This window comes from Holdemanella sp., assembly GCF_056804935.1.
In genome coordinates this window covers 1-4,644 of record NZ_DBMEXE010000129.1, presented here as the reverse complement: position 1 = coordinate 4,644, position 4,644 = coordinate 1, and the positions used below count along the sequence as shown (strand labels likewise).

Annotated in this window: 5 protein-coding genes; 3 read left to right on the top strand and 2 right to left on the bottom strand. The window is 35.4% G+C overall.

Features of this window, described 5'->3' with window-relative positions; all coding sequences use genetic code 11:
• Positions 1-48 precede the first annotated feature (48 nt).
• Positions 49-384 carry a hypothetical protein gene (locus ACZQCL_RS06655; RefSeq protein WP_482482357.1) on the top strand — a complete coding sequence of 112 codons (336 nt, stop codon included), beginning with the start codon at positions 49-51 and terminating at the stop codon, positions 382-384.
• A gap of 77 nt (positions 385-461) precedes the next feature.
• Here the strand turns inward: ACZQCL_RS06655 and ACZQCL_RS06650 are convergent, their stop codons facing one another.
• Entirely contained in the window at positions 462-2,147 is a 1,686-nt protein-coding gene (locus tag ACZQCL_RS06650) for an ammonium transporter (protein ID WP_482482355.1), read from the bottom strand.
• Positions 2,148-2,261: 114 nt separating this feature from the next.
• Entirely contained in the window at positions 2,262-3,608 is a 1,347-nt protein-coding gene (locus ACZQCL_RS06645; protein ID WP_412343620.1) for an MATE family efflux transporter, read from the bottom strand.
• Between the two features lie 131 nt (positions 3,609-3,739).
• Between ACZQCL_RS06645 and nrdI the strand changes: the two genes are divergently transcribed.
• Both nrdI and ACZQCL_RS06635 read left to right on the top strand, forming a co-directional pair.
• The gene (gene nrdI / locus ACZQCL_RS06640; protein WP_117925575.1) at positions 3,740-4,090 is read left to right on the top strand and encodes a class Ib ribonucleoside-diphosphate reductase assembly flavoprotein NrdI; all 351 of its coding nucleotides are present in this window, start codon (positions 3,740-3,742) and stop codon (positions 4,088-4,090) included.
• A gap of 2 nt (positions 4,091-4,092) precedes the next feature.
• Entirely contained in the window at positions 4,093-4,626 is a 534-nt protein-coding gene (locus ACZQCL_RS06635) for a DUF3793 family protein (RefSeq protein WP_288522968.1), read from the top strand.
• Positions 4,627-4,644 lie beyond the last annotated feature (18 nt).

The following is a 4,644-nucleotide window of genomic DNA, read 5'->3' as shown; positions in this document are numbered from 1 at the left end:
TCACGTATCCTCACATTGCAGAGCCGCTTGCTAATAATTTTTCTTCCTATGCAAGACAGTAAAAAGTCAAGTTCCGATGCTTATTATCATTGCAGTGAAAAACTCTTTGACATATTTCTAGGTCTAACGTCAACAACAGCCATGGATATTTCAAAATTTATTGAAACTCAAAATGAAGGACCTTGGGTAGAAGAAAACGAACGCCGTACTTTAGAAGAACAAAATGATCAATTAGTTTCTGGATTCTTCTTTAATAAGATGTTTTATGAAAGACCCGATCTATTTGAAGAATTAGAAAATGGTAAAGACATCGAAGAATTACTTTTCCAAATGATTGATGAAGAATTAAATGATGATGTATTTGATACAGACTTATTAAACTAAAAAGGATCGATTTTCGATCCTTTTCCTTTGGCTTGTAACGAATAAGAGAAAAGAGCAATTTTACAAGCCATGATATATTATTCTTCATATTTTAATGCATCTTTACCACGAGCTCCTGTTGAGATACGAACAACATCCGCAACATCGTAGACAAAGATTTTTCCATCCCCAATATTTCCAGTATACAATGCCTTTTTAGCTGCCTTAACAACATCTGCTACAGGCACTTCACTCACAACAACTTCAACTTTTAATTTAGGAAGCAATTCCATATTTACTTTAGCACCACGATAGTAGCTTGTTTGGCCCTTTTGCACACCACAACCAGATACTTTTGTAACCGTCATACCACCAATACCAATTTCATTCAATGCAGCCTTAATCTTATCAAATTTCTCAACCTTAGTAATAATAACAACCTTTGAAATAGAACCATCACTATGAATAACTTTTGTAGGTACGGCATCATCCAATTCTACACTTGGAGTGTAGCTAGAATCTTGAATTGTTTCTAAATAATCACCAGGAACATCGGCTTCTAAGGCAAAACCTGCATATGCACTTTCCAATCCATGTTCCATTTTATCAAGGCCCACAATTTCTTCATGTGCGCTAACACGTAATCCAACAGTCTTTTTAATAATGTAGAAAGTAATAAACATAGTTATAGCAGTCCATGCACCAATTGCCAATAAGCCTAATAATTGAACGCCTAATAAATGGAATCCACCGCCATATAATAATCCTTGTGCTTCAGGCATTGTATCTGTACCACACGCAAATAATCCAACACAGATTGTTCCTAATAAACCATTTCCAAAGTGTACGGCAACAGCTCCTACTGGATCATCTACTTTTAATTTATAATCCAACAACCATACAATGAAACAAACCATACATCCAGATAAGATACCAATCACAAATGATCCAAATACGTTTACGGCATCACATCCCGCAGTAATCGCAACTAAACCTGCCAATGAACCATTTAAACACATCGCAACATCTGGTTTTCCATATTTGATCCAAGTAATCAACATGACTGTACATGTCGCAACGGAAGGTGCTACTGTAGTTGTCGCAAAGATTGTAGCTAACTGAATACCATTTGTAGCCGCTGCACCATTGAATCCATACCAGCCAAACCATAAGATGAAACATCCAAGTGCACCAATCGTTAAGCTATGACCTGGAATTCCTCGTGGAGATCCATCTTTATCAAACTTACCAATTCTTGGGCCTAACATCCATGCACCAATTAAAGCGGTTAAACCACCAACATAGTGAATGGCAGCACTTCCGGCAAAATCATGGAAGCCAAGGCTACTTAGCCAACCGCCACCCCATACCCAGTGTGCTTCAATTGGATATACAATTAAACTAATCACAAAACTATAGATACAATAAGAGATAAATTTTGTTCTTTCTGCCATGGCCCCAGAAACAATGGTAGCGGCTGTAGCACAGAACACTAAGTTGAATGTAAAACTTGACCAGTTTGTTCCAGCAAAATCTGTCAATGGACTTTCTCCCCATCCAACAAGTCCCGCAAAATCTTGCCCCATCAATAGGCTATAACCAATAATCAAGAATGCGACAGTTCCTAAACAGAAATCCATTAAGTTTTTCATAATGATATTACCGGCATTCTTGGCTCTTGTAAATCCGGCTTCAACCATCGCAAATCCGGCCTGCATAAAGAATACAAATGCAGCTCCGATTAGGTACCATATTCCAAATACCTCTGTTAAAATCTTCTCCACAATATTCCCTCCCTTATACAAAAGAAAAAAGGCACTTACAGCTCATATATTTTATGAACTATAAGCACCTTTGCTTTATGTATGAACGTATTTTATTCCGCATGAAACAATTTGTCAACATTTTTCTGAAACTTTTTGAAAATTTCTTTCCATGTAATAATAACTAGGAACCAAGATTATAACAGCACCAATCCATGCCAACACTTCTACAGGATATAGGCCAGCTTTACCAAAATAGATAGGTAGAATCAAAGCTCCAGAGATTCGCATCAATAACTCAAATAAGCCAGATACCATAGGAATAAAGGCATTGGATAAGCCCTGTATCGTAGAACGATATGCATGCAACATATATAAAATTGGAAGGAAAACCGTTAAACATCGTAAAAAATTCAATCCATATGTCATTGCTTCATTAGCACCTTCACTTGTTTTTGATATAAAACAAGATAAGAAGAATGGTCCAAAAATCCAAAGTATGATAGAAATCAAGATGGAAGTTGCCAATGATAATAAAACAACTTTTTTCACACCACTCTTGATACGATCATAACGATGTGCTCCATAATTTTGTCCCGTATATGTAACCATGGCATAGCCATAAGAAACAGCTGAAATTTCAAGCACTCCATATAGCTTGTTCATAGCTGTAAATCCAGCAAGGAAATAAGTTCCATATCGATTTACGGCACTTGTTAATACCATACCACCAATCGAAATCAAGACATTTTGTAGTGCCATAGGAATTCCTAATCTAAATTGATTTTTATAGTATGTTACATCCTTACAAATGGATGTAGGCATATATTCTTTTAATTTTAATACATGATATAAACAGAAACATCCAGCTAGAATTTGTGCAATAACTGTCGCTACACCAGCACCGATGATTCCCCACTCAAGTCCCATCACGAATAGTACATCTAAGCCTACGTTACAAATACTGGCAATAATCATGGCTTGTAGCGGTGTTTTCGAATTGCCAAAAGCACGTAAAATGCTTGCAAGCGCATTGTAAAACATAGTCGCAAACAAACCGATATAAATAACGTGTGTATACGCTAGAGCTCGATCCATAATATCAGCTGGTGTTTTTAATAAAATCAAAATATTTGGTAGAAGCGGATAAATCACGGCTAATAAAACCACTGTTGATACAATCGCATTCACAGCTAAAGTAGAAATACATTTTTGTACATTACTCTTATCATGAGTACCAAACGCATGCGCTATCGGAATTGAAAAACCTTGGGCAAGCCCAGTCACGACTGCAATTCCCATCCATGTTAGCCAATCCGAACATCCTATGGCTGCTAACGCCTTCACACCAAGGTGTCTAGAAACAATGATAGTATCACAAACTGTATATAGCTGCTGAAATATATTTCCAAGCATTAAAGGTAGGGAAAACAAAAAAATCAACTTTAATTCATTTCCCTTCGTCATATCTTTTACTTGCATAAAACCTCTCCCGTTAAACAAAAATAGTATATCATATTCAATAAATTTCTTAAAAAAGTTATTTACAACTAACTCTTATAGAGTTATACTAATAACAGTTAGTTGCGTCTAACTGTTAAGGAGGTAAAATCATGAAATATGCATTCGCAAGTCGTACTGGTAATGTGGAAGAAATTATCAGTTCATTAGGTATTGATGCATTACGCATCAATGATGGATCTGAAAGCATCGATGAACCATACATCTTATTTACTTATACAGATGGCTATGGAGATGTACCTGCTGAAGTCGAAAACTTTTTGATGGCCAATGGCACATTGATTCAAGGTGTTGTCTGCTCCGGAGATACAAATTATGGTGACGCATATTGCCAGGCAGCTGATAAAATCAGTGAAGATTATGGTTGTGAAATTCTATATAAAGTAGAAAATTCTGGTACACCTGAAGATATCGAAAACATCAAAAAAGCGATTGGAGCTTAATTATGCCGAAACAGCGTTTTGAATCATTATTGGCCAATTATTGTGCACCTGCACTGAAGCAATATAAATATGCCAATATGTTCCACCTTCCAAAAGACGATGATAGTATTCGATTATTTATCAAACAATACAATCAACAATTCAATTCAAAAGGGATCTTCTTTATCCTCATAGAACAAGAAACTCAATACACCATTTATGTATACAATTCCAAACTTAAAGACTATATTTCCTCAAATGCAGTTCAAAATTTTCTAAAATCCTATCAATATCCAAATACTTTTGAACTGTGTATACAAGAACTCAAAAAAAGACTTAACACAAAAAACTTTCCTCATGAAATAGGTGTATTTCTTGGTTATCCCTTAGATGATGTAATTGGATTTATTGAACACAAGCCCTATTACTTAGTCGGAGATTGGAAGGTCTATCAAAACGTGAATGAGGCTAAAAAGCAATTTGATTTATTTAAACAAACAAAAGAAAAAATGTTGAATCAAATCCATAATGGATATGAATTATGTGAAATTCTTTAACAAATATTTATTTTTTCT